The organism is Sporosarcina sp. JAI121 (assembly GCF_013408665.1).
Taxonomy (GTDB): Bacteria; Bacillota; Bacilli; order Bacillales_A; family Planococcaceae; genus Sporosarcina.
Genome location: NZ_JACCCL010000002.1, coordinates 177163 through 196848, shown reverse-complemented (window position 1 = coordinate 196848; position 19686 = coordinate 177163). Strand labels below are relative to the sequence as shown.

At 42.9% G+C, this 19686-nt stretch carries 22 protein-coding genes, 1 riboswitch and 1 other annotated feature; of the genes, 8 read left to right on the top strand and 14 right to left on the bottom strand.

Going from position 1 to position 19686, the window contains the following annotated elements; translation table 11 throughout:
* Positions 1–37: 37 nt before the first annotated feature.
* Positions 38–361 carry a hypothetical protein gene (locus HDC33_RS16660; protein ID WP_255457434.1) on the bottom strand — a complete coding sequence of 108 codons (324 nt, stop codon included), beginning with the start codon at positions 359–361 and terminating at the stop codon, positions 38–40.
* Between HDC33_RS16660 and HDC33_RS16655 the strand changes: the two genes are divergently transcribed.
* Entirely contained in the window at positions 327–539 is a 213-nt protein-coding gene (locus tag HDC33_RS16655; protein ID WP_255457425.1) for a helix-turn-helix domain-containing protein, read from the top strand. The genes HDC33_RS16660 and HDC33_RS16655 overlap by 35 nt on opposite strands.
* A 324-nt stretch (positions 540–863) precedes the next feature.
* Here the strand turns inward: HDC33_RS16655 and wrbA are convergent, their stop codons facing one another.
* The 12 genes from wrbA to HDC33_RS12415 all read right to left on the bottom strand — a co-directional run bounded on the left by wrbA (position 864) and on the right by HDC33_RS12415 (position 11288).
* Positions 864–1532 (bottom strand): NAD(P)H:quinone oxidoreductase, encoded by a 669-nt coding sequence (gene wrbA / locus HDC33_RS12470; RefSeq protein WP_179392908.1) that lies wholly within the window; start codon positions 1530–1532, stop codon positions 864–866.
* A gap of 21 nt (positions 1533–1553) precedes the next feature.
* Positions 1554–2165, bottom strand: coding sequence for an alpha/beta hydrolase (locus HDC33_RS12465; RefSeq protein WP_179392907.1), 612 nt, complete (start codon positions 2163–2165; stop codon positions 1554–1556).
* Positions 2166–2182: 17 nt separating this feature from the next.
* Positions 2183–3121: a ring-cleaving dioxygenase gene (locus HDC33_RS12460; protein WP_179392906.1), complete on the bottom strand. Its 939-nt coding sequence runs from the start codon at positions 3119–3121 to the stop codon at positions 2183–2185.
* Positions 3122–3278: 157 nt separating this feature from the next.
* Positions 3279–4007 (bottom strand): amino acid ABC transporter ATP-binding protein, encoded by a 729-nt coding sequence (locus tag HDC33_RS12455; RefSeq protein WP_304625755.1) that lies wholly within the window; start codon positions 4005–4007, stop codon positions 3279–3281.
* A complete protein-coding gene (locus tag HDC33_RS12450) occupies positions 4004–4648 on the bottom strand; it encodes an amino acid ABC transporter permease (RefSeq protein ID WP_179392905.1) in 645 nt (214 codons plus the stop codon). The genes HDC33_RS12455 and HDC33_RS12450 overlap by 4 nt, the downstream gene beginning before the upstream one ends.
* A 165-nt stretch (positions 4649–4813) precedes the next feature.
* Positions 4814–5605, bottom strand: coding sequence for a transporter substrate-binding domain-containing protein (locus HDC33_RS12445; protein ID WP_179392904.1), 792 nt, complete (start codon positions 5603–5605; stop codon positions 4814–4816).
* A gap of 175 nt (positions 5606–5780) precedes the next feature.
* The gene (locus HDC33_RS12440; RefSeq protein ID WP_179392903.1) at positions 5781–6980 is read right to left on the bottom strand and encodes a DUF3238 domain-containing protein; all 1200 of its coding nucleotides are present in this window, start codon (positions 6978–6980) and stop codon (positions 5781–5783) included.
* A 57-nt stretch (positions 6981–7037) separates the two neighbouring features.
* Positions 7038–7697: a thiamine phosphate synthase gene (gene thiE, locus HDC33_RS12435; RefSeq protein ID WP_179392902.1), complete on the bottom strand. Its 660-nt coding sequence runs from the start codon at positions 7695–7697 to the stop codon at positions 7038–7040.
* Complete coding sequence (gene thiD, locus HDC33_RS12430) at positions 7690–8520, bottom strand: bifunctional hydroxymethylpyrimidine kinase/phosphomethylpyrimidine kinase (RefSeq protein WP_179393144.1); 831 nt, start codon at positions 8518–8520, stop codon at positions 7690–7692. The genes thiE and thiD overlap by 8 nt, the downstream gene beginning before the upstream one ends.
* Positions 8521–8598: 78 nt before the next feature.
* A riboswitch (TPP riboswitch) is annotated at positions 8599–8704 on the bottom strand.
* A 131-nt stretch (positions 8705–8835) separates the two neighbouring features.
* On the bottom strand, positions 8836–9408 hold the full coding sequence (locus tag HDC33_RS12425; RefSeq protein ID WP_179392901.1) for a histidine phosphatase family protein: 573 nt from the start codon (positions 9406–9408) through the stop codon (positions 8836–8838).
* A 147-nt stretch (positions 9409–9555) separates the two neighbouring features.
* Positions 9556–10095, bottom strand: coding sequence for a hypothetical protein (locus HDC33_RS12420; RefSeq protein WP_179392900.1), 540 nt, complete (start codon positions 10093–10095; stop codon positions 9556–9558).
* An 11-nt stretch (positions 10096–10106) separates the two neighbouring features.
* Positions 10107–11288: a ParM/StbA family protein gene (locus HDC33_RS12415; protein ID WP_179393143.1), complete on the bottom strand. Its 1182-nt coding sequence runs from the start codon at positions 11286–11288 to the stop codon at positions 10107–10109.
* Positions 11289–12262: 974 nt separating this feature from the next.
* Between HDC33_RS12415 and HDC33_RS12410 the strand changes: the two genes are divergently transcribed.
* The 7 genes from HDC33_RS12410 (at position 12263) to HDC33_RS12380 (ending at position 18492) form a co-directional block, all read left to right on the top strand.
* Entirely contained in the window at positions 12263–12772 is a 510-nt protein-coding gene (locus HDC33_RS12410) for a DUF2243 domain-containing protein (RefSeq protein ID WP_255457407.1), read from the top strand.
* Complete coding sequence (locus HDC33_RS12405; protein ID WP_179392898.1) at positions 12762–13577, top strand: cytochrome c oxidase assembly protein; 816 nt, start codon at positions 12762–12764, stop codon at positions 13575–13577. The genes HDC33_RS12410 and HDC33_RS12405 overlap by 11 nt, the downstream gene beginning before the upstream one ends.
* Before the next feature lie 220 nt (positions 13578–13797).
* On the top strand, positions 13798–13947 hold the full coding sequence (locus HDC33_RS12400) for a hypothetical protein (RefSeq protein WP_179392897.1): 150 nt from the start codon (positions 13798–13800) through the stop codon (positions 13945–13947).
* Positions 13948–14088: 141 nt separating this feature from the next.
* Entirely contained in the window at positions 14089–14853 is a 765-nt protein-coding gene (pgeF, locus tag HDC33_RS12395) for a peptidoglycan editing factor PgeF (RefSeq protein ID WP_179392896.1), read from the top strand.
* Positions 14854–15169: 316 nt separating this feature from the next.
* Positions 15170–15832 carry a hypothetical protein gene (locus tag HDC33_RS12390; RefSeq protein WP_179392895.1) on the top strand — a complete coding sequence of 221 codons (663 nt, stop codon included), beginning with the start codon at positions 15170–15172 and terminating at the stop codon, positions 15830–15832.
* 179 nt (positions 15833–16011) lie between these two features.
* Positions 16012–17202 carry a M14 family metallopeptidase gene (locus HDC33_RS12385; protein WP_179392894.1) on the top strand — a complete coding sequence of 397 codons (1191 nt, stop codon included), beginning with the start codon at positions 16012–16014 and terminating at the stop codon, positions 17200–17202.
* 184 nt (positions 17203–17386) lie between these two features.
* Positions 17387–17636: a binding site (T-box leader), on the top strand.
* 49 nt (positions 17637–17685) lie between these two features.
* Positions 17686–18492 carry a YitT family protein gene (locus tag HDC33_RS12380; RefSeq protein ID WP_179392893.1) on the top strand — a complete coding sequence of 269 codons (807 nt, stop codon included), beginning with the start codon at positions 17686–17688 and terminating at the stop codon, positions 18490–18492.
* 63 nt (positions 18493–18555) lie between these two features.
* Here the strand turns inward: HDC33_RS12380 and HDC33_RS12375 are convergent, their stop codons facing one another.
* On the bottom strand, positions 18556–19521 hold the full coding sequence (locus HDC33_RS12375) for an alpha/beta hydrolase (protein WP_179392892.1): 966 nt from the start codon (positions 19519–19521) through the stop codon (positions 18556–18558).
* Between the last annotated feature and the right edge of the window lie 165 nt (positions 19522–19686).

The following is a 19686-nucleotide window of genomic DNA, read 5'->3' as shown; positions in this document are numbered from 1 at the left end:
TTATCTCATACTGACTTCAGTTGTTCATTTCTATTTATTAGACTGTTTTTTTATTTTTCATCTTTTCAAGTAGTATACAGCCAACGACTGTACCTAGTATGCAAAGGAACGTTTTCAATGAAGCAGGCACCGGACCCAAATTAACCATTAATCCAAAAGCCAGCCCAATAATGCCCCATAAAGGTTTCTTAATGGCAAATTGGGCAATAACTCCACCAAAAATGGCTGGCAATACAAACTGGAAACTGGCGGTCAATGATTCAGGCAGCAATGCAATAAGATATGAACCGAAAAGTATAGCGAACACGAGAACAACTGTATTGACAATGGAAGCTGCTGCTATAGCAAGCGTCGCTGTCACTTCCCCTTTTTTCGTACCAGGTTCCGCTACGAAAACGGCCGAGAAACTACATATTCACATCAATACACTGTACCAACGCATACGAAAAATCGAGCATTTACTGCAACTGGACTTAAACGATAATGAGGATTCCTTGAAGATTCACCTGGCCTGTCACTTGCGATCGACTTACTTGTAACAGTGAAATTTGTATACAAGAATATACCGGATAGAGTTGAGCTTCTTGAGATACGGTCTGTAATGCACGCTATATAGTCGGTCGGCGGTGAGATACGGTCGGTACCACACGCTTTATGGTCGGTCGACAACGAGATACGGTCGGTAACACACGCTATATAGTCGGTCGGCGGCGAGATACGGTCGGTACCATTCGCTATATAGTCGGTCGGCGGCGAGATATGGTCGGTGCCACACGCTATATAGTCGGTCACCCTCCCAGACATAAAACAACGACTCTCTTAAGCACAAAAAAGCCGACCCATCATAGGTCGGCTTTCATGTATTATGCGTTCAAATTTTTCAATGCCTCTGCCACTTGCACCGTACGTTTCGCTTGGTGATGGACTGCCGCTTTGATTGCCGCTTCGTCATCCGCCATTTTCCCGTCTTGTCCGACGGTTACGCTAGTTCCATATGGGTTTCCGCCAGCTGCAAATGCGACTGCATCCGTGTAACCAGGCGCCGCAACAATTGCTCCCCAGTGGTACATTGTCGTGTAAAGAGACAGGATTGTCGCTTCTTGGCCGCCATGAGGATTTTGTGCTGACGACATTGCGCTTACCGCCTTATTGGCAAGCTTGCCCTGTGCCCACAAACCGCCTGTCGTATCGAAGAAATTTTTCATTTGACCAGGCATGTTACCGAAACGTGTCGGTACGCTAAAGATGATTGCGTCTGCCCAGGCAAGATCTTCCGGAGTAGCTACCGGAACGTCTTTTGTCGCTTCAACATGCGCTCTCCATACAGGATTCGAATCGATTGCCGCTTGTGGCGCTGTTTCCGGCGCTTTAATCACTTTCACTTCAGACCCTGCTTCTTTTGCCGCCTCTGCTGCCCATTGTGCCAATTGGTAGTTTGTACCACCCATACTATAGTATACGATTGCTGTTTTTGTCATGTTTACCGTCTCCTCTGTAGTTGTTTTTCCGAATAACCTGTCTAAAAAGCCCATTTTTTATCCCCGCTTCTTTTTTCATCTCACAAATGTTGCTTTGTACCATTCTGCCGCTGCATCCACTTCCGTACGGGTCAGCGAATGGCCATTCATTTCCCAATGGACTTCCGTCACTGCACCTGCGCCCGACAACAGCTCATCCAAGTCTTCCGATTCCTTCGCCGGACAAATCGGATCATTTTCCCCTGCGGTGATGAACACTTGAGTCCCAGTTAAGTCAGGCAAATCGATTCCACGCCTTGGAACCATCGGGTGATGAAGAATTGCGCCTTTCAAAGAATCGGCATAATGGAACAGCAGGCTCGCTGCGATGTTCGCCCCATTAGAATAGCCAATCGCAATGACATTCAACCTATCAAAATTATTTTCCTTTGCCGCATCATCAAGAAATGCGTGCAATTCCTGCGTTCGGAAAATCAAGTCTTCCTCATCGAACACGCCTTCCGCCAATCTGCGGAAGAAACGCGGCATGCCGTTTTCAAGGACATTCCCCCGAACACTTAACACTCCTGCATCAGGGTCAATCAAATCGGCAAGCCCCAGTAAATCCTGTTCCGTGCCTCCCGTGCCGTGAAGCAAGAGCAACACCGGTTTCGATGCATCTTTTCCGGGTTTATATATATGTTTCATAGCCACTCTCCCCTTTATTAATCAATTTCACGTACTTCAAAAGGTATCAAGGTCGCTTCCAGCTTTTCACGATGCTGTTCATATTGTGCTGGGAGCATAAGTTTTTCACCCATCGTTTCAACGGTTTCATCATTCGCAAAACCTGGAGGATCAGTTGCAATTTCAAATAAAATCTCACCATGTTCCCGGAAATAGATTGCATTGAAATAGTTTCTATCTTTCACAGATGTCACGCCATAACCGCTCGCTTCAACATGCGCTTTCCAGTCCAACTGATCCGCATCATCTTCAGCACGCCATGCGATATGGTGGACCGTGCCGACTCCCATCAGTGCGCGGCCAGATGTAGTCTTTTTCAAGTCGACGATATTGCCGATATCAGCTGTCGAGCGGAATCGGATATATCCGCCTTCTTCGCCGATCCTTTCAAGCCCCATGACATGCTCAAGGAGATGAGCCGTTTTTTCAGGTTGGGCAGATAACAATGTTGCACCGCCGAACCCTTTAATGGCAACTTCCGCTGTCACGTCACCAACCACCCACTCATTCTGTACCCCATCTTCACGTTCGACAATCTCGATTTTCAAGCCATGCGGATCCTCAAAGGATAAATTGAATTCACCGAAACGTTTCGTCTTCGTATACTCAATCTTGAATTTATCAAGACGCTTTTCCCAGAAATCCAATGCACCCGTTGGCACTACATAAGAAGTGACACAGACTTGGCCATCGCCAATTTTCCCTTGACGGGCATTTGCCCAGGTGAAAAATGTAATGATCGTACCCGGTGTACCATTCCCATCCCCAAAGTAAAGATGGTATGTCCCGGGATCATCGAAGTTGACGGTCTTCTTCACAAGACGCAAGCCAAGAACACCCGCGTAAAAGTCAACGTTTTCCTGTGGATGACCGACGATGGCAGTTATATGATGAATGCCCAGTGACTTTTTCGTCATATCCATTCCCTCCCAAATTGTTCAACCGTTATTTATCTTGAATTCGAGATAATCATAACAAGTGTAGTTTTCATTGTCAACGAGTCGGCTTGGACAATAAAAAAACAGGAAAGCACAATAAGCTTCCCCGTTCATCCAATCACTATTCATTTCATACTTACAACACCTTACTCAAAAAGGCTTGCGTCCTCACTTCTTTAGGGTTTCCGAACAACTCTTCCGGGACATTTTCTTCTACGATAAAGCCGCCATCCATGAAGATAACGCGGTCGCCCACTTCACGCGCAAACCCCATCTCATGCGTCACGACAATCATCGTCATCCCTTCCAGTGCAAGCTGCTTCATAACGGCTAGCACGTCACCGACCACTTCCGGGTCAAGCGCGGACGTCGGTTCGTCGAACAGCATGATTTTCGGGTCCATCGCCAACGCCCTGGCAATTGCGACTCGCTGTTTCTGGCCACCTGAAAGTTCACCTGGGTACACTTTTGCTTTATCCGACAAACCTACTTTTGCAAGAAGTTCAAGTGCTTTTTTTTCAATCGAACTCTTATCACCTTTACCTAGCTTCATAGGCGCAAGCATGACGTTTTGCAACACAGTCATATGTGGAAACAGATTGAATTGTTGAAACACCATACCGACATTTTCCCTGATTTTATTGATATCCTGCTTCGAATCCGTGATATCTTGGCCGTTAATGACAACATGGCCATCTGTAATATCTTCCAAGCGATTCAAACACCGCAGGAACGTACTTTTCCCCGAACCGGAGGGACCGATGACACAAACGACTTCACGCTCTTGAATTTCAACATTGATATCTTTTAGCACTTCAAGTTCGCCGAATGACTTCTTCAAATTCCTCACCTGAATCATTGTCATCTTAGGACAAACCTCCTTTCAATGAAGCTGGAAAGCAACGATAGTAGATAAATGATTACAAAGTAAATGATACCAACAGTCAGCCAAATTTCAAAGTGCATGAAAGTAGCGCTTGCCTGAATCTTTCCTCTCTGTACGATATCTGCTATTCCTATAATGGAAAGGAGGGAGGTATCTTTGAAACTGATAATTGACTGGTTCGTAATTGTCGGCAACATTCTTCTGAATGCCTGTGGCAAAACAATCGAGCGCATCGTTTGTGATTGCGTAAGACCGAGGGACCGCGCTGCTTCCATCTGTCCTTTATCGATTGACTGTATCCCCGCACGGATAATTTCGGAGAAGTAAGCACCCGCATTTACCGCCACGGTCAGTATCCCTGCCACCGTCCTGTCCAACGAAATAAATTCTAGAGAGTTCAAACCAAAGTAGATAAAGAACAACTGGACAATGAATGGCGTTCCTCGAATAACATCGACGAATGCCTTCGAAATCCAGTTCAAAGGCTTAATATGCGTCAAGCGCATTAGAGCCGTTACCAATCCAATCAAGAATCCAAAGATAATTGAAAAGAAAAAGATGTATAAGGTTACTTTCAATCCTTGCATTAAATACGGTAAAACAGCAATAATCGTTTCCATTTACACATCTCCTTTATAAAAAAAATATAGCGCAAGGAACACGCTATATTATATAAATTGAATTAAAGAAACCCTTCAAATCCGCTCCGGCGCTAAGGGATACCTACCGCCTGCGCTCATTTTATACTCCGTATTCAATACTTCGAGATATATAGTAAGAATTATTTATTCAGCAAGATATTTGTCTAGAATCTTGTCATATTCACCGCTATCGCGAAGGTCTTGCAGACCGTCGTTAATCTGCTTCAGCACATCAGCTTGTTTTCCTTTAAGAACTGCAATTCCGTACTGATCCCCATTCAGACGTTCCCCGACTAGTTGCAAGTCAAGTTTGTTCTGGGAAATCGCATAGGCGATAACAGGATAATCTTCAATCAATGCATCCGCATTACCGTTCGAAACCTCTTGGAACATCGCTGGACTGTCATCGAACTGGACTAGTTCAAAACCATATTCGCTTTCATGTTCCAGTGCAAATTGCGCTCCAGTCGTTCCATTTTTCACAGCGACTGTTTTACCTTTCAAGTCCTCAAGACCTTTAATATCAGTTGTTTTTGTGGCGACAACCAATGTAAGTCCTGCGTCAAAATACGGATCCGAGAAATCTACTACTTTTTTTCGATCATCCGTGATACTCATTCCTGCAATTGCAATGTCAAGCTGGTCCGCTTGCATAGCTGGAATGATTCCACCAAAGTCCATCGCGTCGAACTCAATTTCAAAACCTTGGTTTTTCGCAATTGCCGTTATAATATCAATATCGATTCCTGTATATTTTCCATCCACTTCAAATTCAAATGGCGGATAAGTTGTATCTATCCCTACTTTATACACTTTTCCACTGTCCCCGGAATCTGAACCTGAGCTAGTCTTCGTGTCATCCCCTTTATCCGTGCCGCACGCTGCAATCACAAGCATAATAGATAACATCAAAGTGATAATACCAAACTTCTTCATCCCAATTCCCCCTTTGTGATAAACCTACTATCTAACATATCACAATAGTCCCACTATATTAAGCTTTTTTTCAATTGCTAGTCCAAGTTTCGGTTTCTGAAAGACTTGAAAGTCATACATATTTATATATAAAAAATGACCCCCTTCCGCGAAAATAGAAGGGGGTCCGTATATACTATTCTAGATTTGAGATTCGCCAATATTGCCACGCAATTACGTCCGACATCCACGCGAGTCCTTTATTCTCGGCCAAGTGAACAGGTTTCCAATCGTCCCCTGCCCCGCGCATCAGATAAATTTCATGATGAGGCGCTTGATCGTGATAGCCGCAAATATCAAACGTACCATCCCGTCGCATGACAGCCTGCACTTCATAATCGATGTTAGGTGCCGCCGCGAGGGGATTACCAACTGAGTGCGTCAAATGAAACCCTGATTCGCCTTCCTTATGATCTGTTCGCTGCAGCGTAATTCCTTCATGCGATGCCGTTGCTTGCTCCCTGAAGCGTTTCAAGGAGCTATACGCAAGTGACGGTCCTACATCCTTTGTAAACGTCAGAGGAGAGCGTTCAAGATCATATGCAAGTTCGATGTCAACAAGAGTACGATAGCTATCTCCATTCGGGTCAAACCCTCTGTCGTCCCCCTTGAAAAAGCGGTTCCGTGACAAGTGATTCGGATTCCTTATCCAATCATCCTTTAAAAACGTCATATAACGTAATTGCCATCTGTCCACATGTGGTAGTCCGTCTTTTTCTTGAACGGGAATCAACAGATTTACTGCCCCGGCAATTACTTTCGTCACCGAATATCTTTCGTACGTTGCTTCTTCCTTTGTAGAAGACGGATTCAACAATCCGAAAACATTCGATACAACCGACTGAAATACATTAAACCGCTCCTCCGATTTCACAAGCGGACGCTTGGATTCGATGGTATATACATTCATTTCATCTAACGAAAAATCCCGATCAATGAAGCGGTTCTCATTCACTGTCTTCATGTATATTCCATTTCGATAGATATCATATTCTTCAACGTCTTTTATTTCTTCCCAAGATAACGCAATCTGTGTTTTTGCAACGATCGTTGTAGTGACCAAAGACTGTAGTGGGCTTTCCACATCTTTCTTTTCTGCGAATGCAGATGTCTGCAGCGCAATCACATCAACAACGCTTCCATTTTCAACACGCTCGATTGAATAATTATATAGTTTCGCACGCTTAAAATCACCATCGCTGAATTCAGAAACGGTACCTTCGTACAAATGATTTCCGTCTTTATAAACATTGTAGGTTCCTCCAACATCATTCCATGTGAAGTAAATCAAATCCGGCTTATGCAAAACGGTTTGTATTTCAAACTTTTTCTTCATTATTCGCACGCCTCCGTCCTACTCAGAAGTGTGGTGTATTTTGCAGGGAGCTAAACATTACATTTCTATACCTGTCAACGAAAGAAGAACTGCCCCTTTCATACGGATTGCCGCCTCTTCGGAGTTTTCATTGCCGGAAATCGCGGATATAACCGCTACCCCCGAAGCTCCTGCGTTAATAACCGCTCCCGCTTTACGTTCCGAAATACCACCGATGCCCACAATTGGTAAGCCCGGCAACAATGCCGCGACTTCACTGACCATTTCAAGACCGATGACGGGCTGTGCATCATCTTTCGACTGCGTCTCGTAAACTGGACCTAGACCTATATAATCCGCTCCCGCATCAGCCGCCGCAATCGCTTCCGTTACATTATGAGTCGAAACACCAATCAGCATGTCTGGACCGACCTTTTCACGCACTTCTGAGATATTTCCATCTTCTTGCCCGATATGAACACCATCCGCACCTATTTCAATCGCAAGGTCAATATCATCATTGACGATGAACGGCACACTGTATCGTTCACACAACTCCTTACATGAATTCGCAAATGCTTTCAGGTCATCACCCGTTAAAGTACCATGCCCTTTTTCACGTAACTGGAAACATGTCACACCGCCTTTCAGCGCGTTTTCAAGTACAGCAAGCGGATCCTTCCCTCCTGTAGTGTTCGTTCCCATAATGAAATATAGATTAACTGTCTGCTTATCCATTTACAACAACCCCTTCCATCATTTTGTTTGCACGGCGCCCATATGCCCAGTGATTCGTAGGACCGTGCCCACCGCCGATTTCAAGCCCATCTTCTATCGCCGCGTGGATGAAACCTTTTGCAGAAATAACCGCCTTCGCTGCCGTCTCCCCGTTTGCCAAAAACGCTGTAAGCGCCGCAGAATACGTGCATCCCGTTCCGTGTGTATCTTTCGTGTCAATCCATGGTGAACGAACCGAAAATCGTTCCCCATCCGCTCCCAAGAAAAAATCTTGCGCATAGGGCGCTTCTTTACGGTGGCCCCCTTTAATAAGAACAGCCTTGGCACCCAAAGCTATCATACGTTTTGCCGCCTCTTCCATATCCGCATCGGTTTTTATTTTCATTTCTGCAAGCACTTCCGCCTCCGGTATATTCGGGGTCACCAATGCCGCCAGAGGCAAGAGAACGTTCTTTAACGCCTCAACCGCTTCATCTTTCAGCAATGAAGCGCCTCCTTTCGCAATCATCACCGGATCGATGATAAGCGGAATTTCGGTCCAATGGAATTTATCCGCCACCGCTTGGATAATCTCCGCTGAAAACAACATTCCTGTCTTCACCGCTTTGACATCGAAGTCATCCATAACTGCCTGTATTTGCGCTGTAATAATAGTTGCATCAATCGGCTGTATCGCCGATACCCCAAACGTATTTTGCGCCGTCACCGCCGTCAATGCTGAAGTTCCGAACACCCCAAGTTCTTGGAATGTCTTTAAGTCCGCTTGAATTCCCGCCCCGCCGCCACTATCTGATCCTGCAATCGTCATCGCTACGTGTACCATTCTATTCCCCGCCCTTTTTGATAGTAAAAAGCCGCTTCCCGGTGACGTTAGAAAGCGGCTGGCCATTTGAATTATCATAAAAGGGCGCACCCACTTTCCTACGCCGGTATAATCCGGATCAGGTTCCAAGGGTCCGCGCATCCATGCACGTCTCAGCCTTAAAAAGGCTCCCCTAGTGGTTGTTGAAATATTCAGCTTTGATGCCAGTGTACCATAGTTGATGTAAAATGTTGTGTTGTTTGACGTATGTGTTGCGTTGTTTATTTCCCGTAATTCGTTGTCAGGTTTGCATAAAACTAGAAGTTGGTCGATTCCCTAGACTATCTTCTTATTCATATGGCTTGTTTTTTCGGAATTCCATATCCGCTCCATATTCAATTTTTCACCCATAACCTTTATGACATAGACATCAGGATTCGTCAGTGACTGCCACTGATCAAATCCAAACCGTTCATCATAGCACCTCAGCAACAATGCCATTAAATTTCCGTGCGTCACAAGCACAGTCCGTGAACCATCACCCAATCCATCCATTACATTACACACCCGTGACATCGCCTCATGTGAAGACTCTCCACCCTCGTATTTCAGATGAAGATCAAAAAAAGTGTCCTCAAGCTTTATGAGCCAATCCTTGAATTCATTCGAACTTAGCACGCGCTCCTTGAGCCGGCTGTCCACCTCTACATGAATATTCTTCACTTTCGCTATTGGCCGGGCCGTTTCACGCGCACGTGTAAACGGGCTCGTTATTATCCGATCGACATCGATTCCATCAAAAAACTCCGCAAGTTGCCCCGCCTGCACTATGCCTTCAGCAGTCAATACCGCATCCGGCGCCTGTCCTTCTCCGGAGCAATGACGAACAATGTAAATGACTTTTTCCATACCCGCCCTCCATTCATATTGACTACAAGTCTGTTATCTCGGTTATAAGTCCGTTCCCTTCTATCTCACTTAGAAAACATGTATTTTCAGATAACTCATCTCATCCATTAAAAATAGGCTATCCGCAAAGATAGCCTAAAATGTTTACTACTTATTCATTTGAGCAAGGAAGTCACCTAGCGGATCTTCTTCCTCTTCCTCGACCGGAGTGCTTTGTGTTTCTTTTATCTGTTCCCAATCAAAGTCATCCAAACCATCATCCATATCGATGTCTATCAAGTGATTCTCTGTTTCCGGTTCTGCGGTGGCAGCCGTTTCTTCCTGCAGATATAAGGCTTCATCTACACTAATCGCATTGCTGTTCAGTGATGCAAAGAGCGAGGCTGTTCGGATTGGATCAGCCATTAGCTGATACACGATACTTCCCAATAATGCCTCGGAATGTTCATGCTTCAACCAATCACGTTGCGCTTTCGTCAATCCTTTCGGCAGCGGAACCGTGATTGCTTCCCTATGTTTCAATAGAGAATCATTGACGCCTTCTATCACGAATTCGGCAATTCTACTGGAAAAGTTTCTTTTTTCGACTTCTTTCAACTTCTGCAACTGCCTTAATGTGTAATCAGATGTATCAGACGGAAGACGAAACGTAATGGGCTGGCCCCTTTTCAATCCTGTTTCACTCATGAAATATCACCCTATTTTGTTTTAACCAGCTTTTCATCTTCTTTTCGCTGCGCCTTTTGATTTTTTCTGGCAAAATCAGAAATTAATTTGTAATATGCATTGGCCATCATCCATACACTTTCCTTTTCATCTTCAAAGAAATCGATGTTGTAACCATCCAAGCTATTATTCAAGGCTTTAAGATAATCTTTAAGGACAATAGAGCCTCCGCCGATGAAATAGCAAATCTCAGATTGAGAGTTTCTTTGCCATATATTGCGTAAATGACGGTATTGTTTTTTCGCTAAATCCAGAAGAATCCGGTCTACAATGTCATGTACGCTTGTCCGGCTTCCTTTTACCATGATGTGATTACGGTCATTTTTCTTCGTAATAATTTCCACAACATCCAAACGGCTGTCAAGCTCAACACCGTGTCTCGCATAAATCTCTTCCCGAATGGCATCCAGAGATTCTGAAACGCCTAAATTGAAACCTTGCGCTTTATCATCATCAACTTTACGGTTTTTAATGACCGCTACATCCGTAGATAATCCCCCGATATCTTGAATCAGGATTTGTTTATCGATTAGTTCCTTGTTAATGATGTTTAAGTTATTATCCATCACAAGATTGATAAACGCAGCAAAGCCTTCCGGATAAATTTTCACTTCATCAAATTTAATATTCACTTTTATACCTTGATATTTAGGTGTAACTAAAAATTCCACTTGGTGAACAGAGCCAAGCAATTGGGAACGATAACCAACGTCCTTCCCTTCTTTCACTTCCCTTAGCGGAAGTCCTGTCCCTAGTGTATACGTAGCTTCGATTACATTATTATTACGTTTAAAATTACTCTTATTTTCATCACGGGCTGCATCTAGTGCTAATGCCGCGAACAACATCACCAAGGTTTGGTCTTCTTCAGATTTGTTGCTTCCCGGGTCCAGTTCAGTCGAACTACCACTTTTAGTTGCAAGATTTCCAACGCGATAAATAGCGTTGTTGTCTTTTAACGTAGGGGAGTGCAAACGAATATGAATGCCATCCATAGGATTTTGTTCATTTAATTCTTCAATACCGATAACCGGACGATCTGCAACATCTTGTGCAATTACGTTTGGTATATTAAGTTCTGCTTCCACCTTACCAAAAATGGCTTTCAATGAATCGTTTCCTACGTCAATTGCTGCAATGCGAGCTTCTGTCAAAAGAATCATCCTTTCCATACTATATCTTTCTACTAAAATGTTATCCGAATTTCGTTGGTAGGTCAATCCTAATCAAGCACTTAACACACAACTGTAATATTGTGTACTAGATTGTAAACTTGTGTACATAAGCGTATACCACTGTAGGTAAAGCATGTGTACTAGTTTGTAAACATGTATACTTTATTGTGTACAAATGTATACACTTTTGTACACAACGTTACTAATAATGTATACATTCAAAATGGAGGTTTTAGGGTAAGTGTTTTTCACTCTTTCCTCTTCTTATTTCAGACGGAAGCGGTAATCGTTCCCCGTGTAGTAAAGTATATTTTTACCTATTACAACTTCCATGTTGAATGTCTGATGAAGAAATTCAACACGTCCCCACCCCAGAAAGATGTGTACTTGTAGCTTAATACGTGAAATCCGACCTCACAGCGTCACTTCTAATAGCCCTTCGCCCCCCAAGGAATATTAATCCATAACACTTAGCTAAATCCGCTGTACGACGCTTCAAATGGCTTCTAATGATGACTAGTACTATTTAAACGATGTAACTATCAGTTCGACTGCTATTTGAGGGAAGAAATAAAGCGTCCCTTTTTAGCGGACGCTTTTTCAGATGAAAGATTTAATTACTACTGCGATTGCTGTTTATATAAAAAAGCTAGTACACTTTACAACGATAGATGTAACCCTTACCGCGGCTATCCAGGTTATATGGTCAGTTCGACAACATATACGGTTAGTAAGCCAAGCTTTTTGATCGGTGCCGCAACATATACGGTCGGTCAGCAAAGCTTTTTGATTGGTGCGCAAGCATATATGGTCGATTACAACACACCGTCCTACCCTTTATCTCCCTGCTTCATCTACTAACCGACATCCAACAACTATCATTACGGTTTACCATTCTCCCTTTGCGGCCATACTTGGATAAACACTGACTTGTACAGATGGAGGTAAAGAATATGAATACCATACAGAACAAGCAAGCGCAATTGACGAATAGGGCAATGTTTGCACGCCGAAATCTTTGGTCTGGTATCCTGTTCGGATTAGGATTTGTTGCTTTTCTTGACGAAACCTTGTTCCACCAACTGCTCCATTGGCATAAATTTTACGACAAATCGACTGTAGCGGTCGGTCTTGTTTCTGATGGGCTATTTCACGCATTTAGCTGGTTTGCGACCGTCGGTGGGCTATTCCTCGTTGCCGACCTCCGACGGCGTCATGCACTGTGGCATAAGATGTGGTGGGGAGGAAAACTTCTTGGTGCTGGGGTTTTCCAACTTTATGACGGAACAATCCAACATAAGATCATGCGCATCCACCAAATTCGATACAATGTAACAATTTTACCGTATGACCTTGTATGGAATATTTCCGCAGCCATCATGATTATCGTTGGCATTGTCCTAATCATCCAAGCTAAACGCGATCACCGTAATGGGACAGGAGTGTTTTCCCATGCATCATGAACCGGGCAATCATGCTTTCTTTCTCTTTACCGATTTGTTTTTTGGGATTCCGGCATTGCTAGCGATTGGATTTTACATCGCAGCTGTTTTAGTAACGAATCCGCAAAAGCGCCTTCGTAAATGGCCTTGGATACGTACAATTTCATTTGTTACAGGTGTGCTATTTGCAGCCGCCGCAGTGGTCGGTCCACTATCTCGTCAATCTCATACCGATTTCACGACACACATGGTGGGTCACTTACTTCTGGGCATGCTCGCTCCGCTTCTTGTCGCACTCGCTGCACCCATGACATTGCTGTTCCGCACACTCAATGTCCACTCTGCAAGAAAGCTTAACCGGCTGTTACAAAGTCGTCCGATTCGCTTCTTCACTCACCCTATCATTGCCTCAATCTTGAACATTGGTGGGTTATGGCTCCTTTATACAACCGCTTTGTATACAGCTATGCACGCAAACCTTTTGCTCCACGTCGTCGTGCACATCCACGTTTTCATAGCCGGCTATTTGTTCACGATTTCTTTACTGTACATAGACCCCGTCTCCCACCGTTTAAGCTTTTCATACAGAACTGTCGTCTTCATCTTAGCCCTTGCAGGACATGGAATCCTGTCAAAATTCATCTACGCATACCCACCGGAAGGCGTTACAGAAGACCAGGCAAGAATGGGTGCCCTGCTAATGTATTACGGCGGTGATGCGATCGATCTGCTACTAATTTTTATCCTATTCAGGCACTGGTATAAATCTGTTCGTCCACGTGCCGTTATTCAGTCTGGCAATGTACAAAAACTTAGAGAGGCATAACCAATTTGAAAAAGGACAACTGCAACATTGTCGAGTTTTAAAGTTCTAGTAAAACTGTATACTCTATTGATGTTTGCTCCAGTCACAACCCCTTTTTCTCCCTTATTGTGTGCCAATGAAGCGTGTGCCTATTTTGGAATCTAATTCATTCGACATAATATTCCCATCCTTGGACATAATAAAAAAGATGAAATCATTCTATAAAAGGAGGGTGAATAGTATGTCAGAGGAAAACAAAAATCGAAATAAAGATAAGGGTAAACAGCGGAATGCCCTTAAATACGATACAAAGCCGAAAAACGATGTTGAGTTTGCCAGCGAAAGTGAATTTCTAAACTTGGATGGTAAGAAAAACAAAAGAAAGCGCTAAAAACAGTGCCTGTCCACCATATGTGCGACAGGCACTTCCCGTATTCATCCCTCAAATATCTCCGCCTCACTCCGGAAAAACCACTCTTATCCCGCCTATACACCGGTAATACACTAGGATATAGTAAAACAAGGTGATGAAATGAAAACAAACATATACGTTAACAATGAGAAATTCATAACAGGAATGACCTTGAAAGATGGAGCTGAACCGGAAAGCAATAACATGGCTATTCATGCCTGTGAAAATCCTACTAATGTCGTAGAGAATCGCAAGAAATTAGCTGCTTCCTTGCATTGCGGACTTGAAACCTTCGTTTGTTCCAATCAAACACATAGCGCCAATTTCCATAGGGTAACGCTTGACGATAAAGGGCGTGGCGCTGAACGAATGGATACCGCCATTGCCGATACAGACGCATTGTATACGTATGAGCCGAACCTGCTATTATGCAGCTTTACTGCCGATTGTGTCCCTGTGATTTTTTACAATGAAGTGAATGGCCTCATTGGCGTAATCCATTCCGGATGGCAAGGCACAGTTAAAGAAATTACATCGAAACTTTTCAAGCATTTAACACAAGTGGAACACTGTAGTCCGCGTGATATCCACGTCCAAATTGGTGCTGCGCTAAGTCAAGAAAAGTTTGAAGTCGATGAAGACGTCTATTTAAAATTCAAAGACCTTGGCTATGCGGATGACTTTATGTATTACAATGATCAAACCCGTAAGTATCACATTGATAATCAGCAAACTGTGAAAAAGCAATGTGAGTTGGCAGGCATTCCGACTGAGCAAATCACGATTGATCAAACCTGCACATATATGAGTCCGGACGGTTTCTCTTATCGGCAGGATAAACACAGTGGAAGACATCTGAGTTTCATTATGAAGAAATGCGATTGATAAAACGGACATTAAATAAGGTGCTAGGTTCTAAAACAATTCAAAACTGTTTTAGAACCAGGCACCTATTTTATATGCTCTATTGTACGGATGAGCCTCTTTGCCGCAATGGTTAACCGCCATTTTCGTCATACTAAGATGTCTATGCAAATAAAACAACACTCAGTTGGTATTGTCATTTAACCAGTTAAAAGCAATTACAGTTTTCACTACTTTTTAGCGGTCTGTACTGAAACCTGAATTTTTATTAATAAATTACACGAATTAGGAAAAGATATGATTGAATGAGAAATAAAATTAAAGGGGCTGCTACAGCATGTCGATGGAATGGTTTAACAGAGTAACTAGTGAGCTTCATGATCATCTGAATTCAATTTGCGAACAATATGATCAAGTTGGTCATATGACGATTGACCAGAGTGCCAAACATCCACGTATCGAATTTTTTGTCGAAACGGAGGACGACGAAAGGGATTACTTCTGTACGCTCCATTTCGATCCACATAATATAGAGTTTTACGTAGAAACTTTTGACTATGAATTCGAACAACCAACAAGAATTATCCTTACTGACACTGATGATGTAATTGACGCTGTTCATGATATCTTCCATGATTTTATAAACGATGATTATCCTGATGACTTTGACGAGGAGGTCGTTTTAGAAACGGGCAATTACAGAGACCCTTACACGGGTGAAATTGCAGATGTGGACTCGTTTGAAGATATGAGGGTCGAATGGGAAACACCCGAAATCACCGCTTTCCAAATCGATGACAAAATAGAAGTAACCCACCAATTTGGCGTAGTCAGTGCTACTGGCGATGGCATTCTCCGAAGAGTTAAGCGATTCCGGTCAGAAGGCAACGAGCTCCATAAAGAAGAAAGCAGCTTCATTTTCACAAAAGAAGAGGCAAGCACAATCATCGCTTTGATTGCGAGTAATATGGATAAAATGACTTCCTATGAAAATCAGTAAGGTTTAAAGAATATACGTATCCACATAAACAGGCATTAGGGAACATCTCCCAATGCCTGTTTCACCATTTTCATTTGTTACGGAAAGGTACCTCGCACTGCATTTGAGTCCATTAATAAACCCCTCAATACTTCATATACTCTAATTACTGAGTATTTTAAATTAATAGGAGGAACGACATGGACGTATTTGTTAGACCTGGAGATTCGTTTTGGCTTTTCAGCCAGGTATTCAAGATGCCTCTTCAACTGATTATCGATTCCAATCGAAACATCAACCCGCAAATACTTACGGTAGGTCAGCAAATTCAAATTCCTGGATTTGTTGCTTCCAATTATAAAATTCAAACAGGAGATTCTTTATGGTTGGTTGCCCGAAGACAAAATATTCCTTTGTATACACTTCTTCTTGTCAATCCTAATCTTGAACCGAACCGCTTGCAAGTTGGACAGATGATTAAAATTCCACATAGGATTACCTGGAGGCTTATAAACGGGAAACAAAATTTTGATTACGACATCATGATGAATGATATCAGAAGGTTACTAGCCGTTTATCCATTTTTGCAAACCCCTCCTATCGGAAATTCCGTTTTAGGACGAGAAATACCAGAAATTGTGGTTGGTAGTGGAACTAAACGAGTTCACTATAATGGTTCATTTCATGCGAATGAATGGATTACTACCCCTATCATTTTGACCTTTTTAAATGATTATTTGCTTTCCGTAACGAACCAAAATACTATCCGCGGTCTTTTCACATTCCCTTTTTACCAGCAAACGACATTATCCATTGTTCCGATGGTCAACCCGGACGGAGTTAATTTGGTGTTAAATGGTCCGCCTGCAAAAGAACCATGGCGAAGCAAGGTCGTAGAATGGAATAATGGTAGCTTGGACTTCTCGGAGTGGAAAGCCAATATAAGGGGTGTGGATCTGAATGATCAATTTCCTGCCAATTGGGATTTGGAAAGAGCCCGTAATCCTAAGAATCCGGGTCCCAGAGATTATGGAGGTGAAAGTCCTTTGTCCGAACCTGAAGCAATTGCGATTGCGGACCTGACAAGAAAACGGGATTTTGCAAGAGTACTAGCTTTTCATACACAGGGAGAAGTTATTTATTGGGGGTACGAGAACCTTGAACCCCCTGCCTCTGAAGTTCTTGTTAACGAGTTCAGTAGGGTCAGCGGATACGAACCTGTTCAAACAATTGAAAGCTACGCTGGATATAAGGATTGGTTTATTCAGGAATGGCGCAGACCTGGATTCACAGTTGAACTTGGTTCAGGAAAAAATCCACTTCCATTAGACCAGTTTGATGAAATCTATCAAGAGGCGTTAGGAATTTTTCTAGCAGGGTTGTATGTATGATTAATTAACAAAATTCGACTTATTGTGCGGGTGCCTGAAGTCTAGACACTGTTCAAGATCAAAAAAACATATACTTTCTACCTTTTTAAGCAGGATTTTATTTAAAAAGGTAATTAATTCATAGCAAGGTAGGTAAACACGTATTGACACGTCTATTTATCTCTGCTAAATTAACATCTAACAATTAAAGTCAATAACGAGAAAAAGTACGTAAAGAACCCTGTTCTCTAGAGAGTTGACGCTTGGTGAAAGTCGACGAACAGCCCTTATCCGAAAATCATCTCCGAGATGCAAAGCTGAAAATTAGTAGGCTTTGACGGTTTTCCACCGTTACATGGAGAACGTATGGTAAAACGTTGACTGAGAGCCGTTTGTTTCTTAATTAGAAACTTGCGGAATATGGGTGGAATCGCGAGCAAAAACTCGTCCCTTTGTTAGGGACGAGTTTTTTTATTCACCACCACTGGAAGGAGATTACTATTTATGAAAAACTTAGTTGTCGTTGTAGGTTCGCTCATTATTGCATTTGCTTTTAACTGCTTTCTCGTACCTTTCGGAATTTTAAGTAGTGGAATTAGCGGCATCGCAATCTTACTCGGGTTAATCACCCCATTTAACACCGGTCTATTAAATCTAGTCCTAAACTTGCCTTTAATTATTCTAGGCTACTACAAACTCGGAAAAACGATCACTATCAACACAATGGTTTGCGTCGTGTCACTCTCGGCATTCTTATACGTGATACCAGTCGCTGCCGTCACAGATAATATCCTGTTGTCAACGGTTTTTGGCGGGGGGATTGGTGGTATAGGGGTTGGTCTTATCCTAAAACACTCAGGAACTTCAGGCGGCTTGGATATTATTGCGATTATCGTTTCGCGTACGAGTTCATTTAGTATCGGCCTTCTTCTCACGGGGATGAATGGCGCAATTGTGCTACTTTCAGGGTTTGTCTTCGACTGGGAAATCGCGTTATACACCCTGTTATCTATTTATATCACAGGAAAAATGATCGACACAATCTTCACGGATCACGTTAAATTGACGATGCAGATTGTCACGACAAAAGGCGATTTAATACGCAATGAGTTATTGGAATCCATCTATCGCGGCATTACGATTACAGAGGGGTACGGTGGATATACGCAAGAGAAGAAAGACATTTTAATGATGGTGGTCACACGTTACGAAACGCTTCATGTTAAGAACATTGTCCGAAAGCATGATGAAGACGCGTTTATTAATATTTATGAAACTGTTGAGGTGGATGGGAAGTTTTCGGTTAACTAGTAGAACGAAAAAAGGTACCCTGCTCCAAAACAATTCAAAATCGTTTTAGAACCGGGTACCTTTTTATTTTATATAACGATCAAGAAAATAATCTACTTTCTCTTTGTAGTTGTCTTGGGCAAGTGCAAAGGATTCACCGTGGTTCGCCTTCGGGACAAGAAAGAGTTCTGCATCACTAGATGTATGTCGATACAAATCCTCGGTCATTTCCGTAGGAACGAACGTATCGCCTTTCCCGTGGATATACAGAATTGGGACATTCGTCATCTCCACTTCCTTCAACGCACTTGCTTCCTTGAATGAATAGCCGGCTCTGATTTTCGTTAACACGCTAGTACTGTCTAACAACGGAAGTGCTGGCAGGTGAAACATCCGATTCATTTGATACGCAAATAATTGATAGACAGACGCATACGGGCTGTCCGCTATAATGGCCTTGACCTGACGGGGAAGCCCTTCTTCACCACTAGCCATCAAGACGGTCGCTGCGCCCATCGATAGACCATGGTAGGCCACTTCAGTGTCAGTTCCAAGCTTCTTCAACATAACTTCTGTCCAATCGATTAGATCGAGCCGATCTGGCCAGCCGAATCCGTAATAATTACCCCCGCTCTTTCCATGCCCTCGTGCATCAGGCATGAAAAGGTTGTAACCCAAATCATTATGATAATACTGTCCAAATAGCCCCATTTGCTTTGCATTGCCTAAATAGCCATGTGTTAAAATGACCAATTTTTCTGTCGGCTTGGATGCCGGCAAATAGTAGCCGGACAGTTTCAGTCCGTCGCGCGATGTTAACGTAAGGCGTTCAAATTTTTGAGTAGCCACCCAGTCAATCCAATCTCCCTTCACAAAAAGGTCCATTGCCTGGTCCGACACTGTCAAGTCAGCATTATTCTGCAAGTATTCCTTCGGTCCCCGCTTGACTGCCAACTCATAGAAAAAGAAGCTGCCAATGATTTGAATCACCAAGAAGACAGTAGCAAAAAGAAAAAGTAGCTTCTTCCAATTGATTCGAATTTCACTCATTCTCCTTTATTTTTCTGTCCTTAAGCATACGTTATGCCTATGAATATTATAATAGAAAAACGGATGATAATAAAATAATATATTACTATTACTTGAAATTACCAATGAGTTTCGAACTACGTGATTGGTTGAGTAATCATGAATGTTTCGTCGTGAACCTGTTTC

What these genes read in the sequence shown, in the direction of transcription:
- HDC33_RS16655 (WP_255457425.1), top strand. Translation starts at nt 327, where the DNA reads ATGGAAGCTGCTGCTATAGCAAGCGTCGCTGTCACTTCCCCTTTTTTC.
- wrbA (WP_179392908.1), bottom strand. Translation starts at nt 1,532, where the DNA reads ATGGGCTTTTTAGACAGGTTATTCGGAAAAACAACTACAGAGGAGACG.
- HDC33_RS12465 (WP_179392907.1), bottom strand. Translation starts at nt 2,165, where the DNA reads ATGAAACATATATATAAACCCGGAAAAGATGCATCGAAACCGGTGTTG.
- HDC33_RS12460 (WP_179392906.1), bottom strand. Translation starts at nt 3,121, where the DNA reads ATGACGAAAAAGTCACTGGGCATTCATCATATAACTGCCATCGTCGGT.
- HDC33_RS12455 (WP_304625755.1), bottom strand. Translation starts at nt 4,007, where the DNA reads ATGACAATGATTCAGGTGAGGAATTTGAAGAAGTCATTCGGCGAACTT.
- HDC33_RS12450 (WP_179392905.1), bottom strand. Translation starts at nt 4,648, where the DNA reads ATGGAAACGATTATTGCTGTTTTACCGTATTTAATGCAAGGATTGAAA.
- HDC33_RS12445 (WP_179392904.1), bottom strand. Translation starts at nt 5,605, where the DNA reads ATGAAGAAGTTTGGTATTATCACTTTGATGTTATCTATTATGCTTGTG.
- HDC33_RS12440 (WP_179392903.1), bottom strand. Translation starts at nt 6,980, where the DNA reads ATGAAGAAAAAGTTTGAAATACAAACCGTTTTGCATAAGCCGGATTTG.
- thiE (WP_179392902.1), bottom strand. Translation starts at nt 7,697, where the DNA reads ATGGATAAGCAGACAGTTAATCTATATTTCATTATGGGAACGAACACT.
- thiD (WP_179393144.1), bottom strand. Translation starts at nt 8,520, where the DNA reads ATGGTACACGTAGCGATGACGATTGCAGGATCAGATAGTGGCGGCGGG.
- HDC33_RS12425 (WP_179392901.1), bottom strand. Translation starts at nt 9,408, where the DNA reads ATGGAAAAAGTCATTTACATTGTTCGTCATTGCTCCGGAGAAGGACAG.
- HDC33_RS12420 (WP_179392900.1), bottom strand. Translation starts at nt 10,095, where the DNA reads ATGAGTGAAACAGGATTGAAAAGGGGCCAGCCCATTACGTTTCGTCTT.
- HDC33_RS12410 (WP_255457407.1), top strand. Translation starts at nt 12,263, where the DNA reads ATGAATACCATACAGAACAAGCAAGCGCAATTGACGAATAGGGCAATG.
- HDC33_RS12405 (WP_179392898.1), top strand. Translation starts at nt 12,762, where the DNA reads ATGCATCATGAACCGGGCAATCATGCTTTCTTTCTCTTTACCGATTTG.
- HDC33_RS12400 (WP_179392897.1), top strand. Translation starts at nt 13,798, where the DNA reads ATGTCAGAGGAAAACAAAAATCGAAATAAAGATAAGGGTAAACAGCGG.
- pgeF (WP_179392896.1), top strand. Translation starts at nt 14,089, where the DNA reads ATGAAAACAAACATATACGTTAACAATGAGAAATTCATAACAGGAATG.
- HDC33_RS12390 (WP_179392895.1), top strand. Translation starts at nt 15,170, where the DNA reads ATGTCGATGGAATGGTTTAACAGAGTAACTAGTGAGCTTCATGATCAT.
- HDC33_RS12385 (WP_179392894.1), top strand. Translation starts at nt 16,012, where the DNA reads ATGGACGTATTTGTTAGACCTGGAGATTCGTTTTGGCTTTTCAGCCAG.
- HDC33_RS12380 (WP_179392893.1), top strand. Translation starts at nt 17,686, where the DNA reads ATGAAAAACTTAGTTGTCGTTGTAGGTTCGCTCATTATTGCATTTGCT.
- HDC33_RS12375 (WP_179392892.1), bottom strand. Translation starts at nt 19,521, where the DNA reads ATGAGTGAAATTCGAATCAATTGGAAGAAGCTACTTTTTCTTTTTGCT.